Source organism: Kitasatospora sp. NPDC059817 (assembly GCF_042731835.1).
Lineage (GTDB): Bacteria > Actinomycetota > Actinomycetes > Streptomycetales > Streptomycetaceae > Kitasatospora.
On sequence record NZ_JBHWIR010000137.1, the window covers coordinates 1 to 2063 of the forward strand.

Sequence of the window (2063 nt, forward strand, 5' to 3'; positions counted from 1 at the left end):
CGTGCCGCTGCTCACCCTCCCGTTCCATACCGCCAACTAATAATAAACCACACATACACACCTGCGGGCCCCGCCCGGGCTCACCGCCGCGCGGGGCACCTCTGTCTGTACCGACCCGACCGCCTCATCACCTCTGAACTCCCCCGCCCCCGCCCGGCATTCACGCCGAACGGGGGTGGCCCAACCACTTTCCCGCTCTGGAAAGATCGGTTTCTTGACCCTGCGCCCACGGGGACTACGCAGACGCAGGACAGTTCATCGGCGCAGAGTTGCTGCCCGAGGACCGCCTCGACGAGTACCGCCGGTACCGGGAGATTGCTCTGGCTCACGCCCTGCCCTTCAGGGAGCACAAGGAAGCCAAGGCAAAGACGATCGCGGCATGACTGGAGCGCCAGGCCGTCCTGTACGACAGCCAGAGAGAGTTCCATTTCGTCATTTGTGAGCATGTCCTGCGGTGGCGGATATGCCCTCCTGCCATCATTGCTACGCAGCTCGAGCGCCTGGTTTCGCTGTCCCGGATTCCCAATTTAACCATCGGAGTTCTTCCCGCCAAAAGGCTGATGCCGGACTTTCCGATGACATGCTTCAGCATGCATGATGATCGCCTGGTCATTGTGGAGACGTTTCATTCAGAGATCACAACTCGCGATCCGAGGGATGTCGCTCTCTACATGTCAACATTCCTCAGATTAGACGCCGCGGCACTACATGGAGATGACATGCGGGACCTGATCGAAGGAATCCGGGACGAGTTCTTTCAGGAATAAAACGCCAAGGGAGCCGCAATGGAAAGCAGGTCGGATTCAGCACGGATCGCAGGCCCAGGGCGGCAGGACGCCAGAACCCTCCGCCGAAAACGGCGCGGACAAGAAGCAGGTTGAGCTGGCAACCCTTGAGCGGAAGCTTGAGCGGCAGACGCCGCAGGATCTCTGCCAATAGCCGAGACACCCGGCAGGAATGACCCCAGCGGACCTTCGCGGCGCAGGAAGTCGGCCAGTCCGACTTCCTGCGCACGCGTCCGGAGCGACCACCTGAAATGGGCCGTGGAGAGTTCTTTCGGGAACAGGAAAGCGTGCAGGAATAACCCCAAACGCCCCGGTAATTTGGTGACTCGCCGAAATGATTCGAGAGCCACAGAAGCGCTCCATACCCACTGACGGTTTCGCACAGCCGCCTGGCACCACACGTCGCCGTACGCACGCGGAACTCATGGAGCCGATCGACAACTGCCCGGTCCGGAAGGACCTGACGACCGGGCGCCTGGTCGAGATCGTGGGAGCACAGGACGGCCGGGCGCTGGTCCGGCCGCTGTTCGAGCCGGACGCCCCGTCGCGCCAGGTGCCGGCCGACCAGCTCACCATGCGCATCAGCCTGTGGCGGTGACGGTCCTCCCCTCCCCTTGAGTCTTCCGCCCAAGTCCTGGGCGGGGCGGGGCCGTTCCGTGCTGCCCCGAAGCGATACCGGAAGGTGCAGGCGATGACTGAGCGCAACCTGTACGAACTCGACCTCTCCCGGGTCGAGTTCAACCGTGCGGGCGGCCGGGGCTTCAACGTCTCCGAGGAGAAGCACAGTTGCACTTCCACGGCTACGAGTGGGCCGGTGACGGCCGACTGCTGGCGAAGGAGCCGGAGCGTCGCCCGATCGAGGCCGCACGGTTCGGCCTCTCGGAACTCCCGCCGATGATGACCGGCTGGTGGCTGCTGCGGCCCACCGCCCAGATCCGGGGCACCTGGGAGACGGCGGCCGACGCGGCCGACTGGCTTTAGGCGCGGTACGAGGAGCACACGCCGGGCGGCGATCCGTGGCTTCCCACCAAGGCACGGCGACTCCGCGCGATCGAGCAATTAGAGGGTGCCGCAGACGTGGCGTGGTCCCGCTGGGTATCCGACAGCCGCTGGTCGGGCCACTACGTGATCGCGTGCCCCCACAGGATCCAACCGGACATCCCGTGCCCGACCCGGCGCTGTCGGGGCCCCCCCCCGGGGGGGGGCCGGCGGGGGGCCCGGGGGGGGCGGGGGGGGGCCCCCCCCCCCGCCCCCCCCCCCGGGGGGGGGGGGGGGGGC

Annotated in this window: 3 protein-coding genes; all 3 read left to right on the forward strand. The window is 66.1% G+C overall.

Annotated features, from left to right (window positions below):
* Positions 1-383: 383 nt before the first annotated feature.
* The 3 genes from ACFV61_RS25475 to ACFV61_RS25485 all read left to right on the forward strand — a co-directional run bounded on the left by ACFV61_RS25475 (position 384) and on the right by ACFV61_RS25485 (position 1766).
* Positions 384-767: a Scr1 family TA system antitoxin-like transcriptional regulator gene (locus ACFV61_RS25475; RefSeq protein ID WP_380494063.1), complete on the forward strand. Its 384-nt coding sequence runs from the start codon at positions 384-386 to the stop codon at positions 765-767.
* A 442-nt stretch (positions 768-1209) separates the two neighbouring features.
* Positions 1210-1383 carry a hypothetical protein gene (locus tag ACFV61_RS25480; RefSeq protein WP_380494054.1) on the forward strand — a complete coding sequence of 58 codons (174 nt, stop codon included), beginning with the start codon at positions 1210-1212 and terminating at the stop codon, positions 1381-1383.
* A 188-nt stretch (positions 1384-1571) separates the two neighbouring features.
* Positions 1572-1766, forward strand: a complete 195-nt coding sequence (locus ACFV61_RS25485) for a hypothetical protein (protein WP_380342806.1) — start codon at positions 1572-1574, stop codon at positions 1764-1766.
* Positions 1767-2063: the final 297 nt, after the last annotated feature.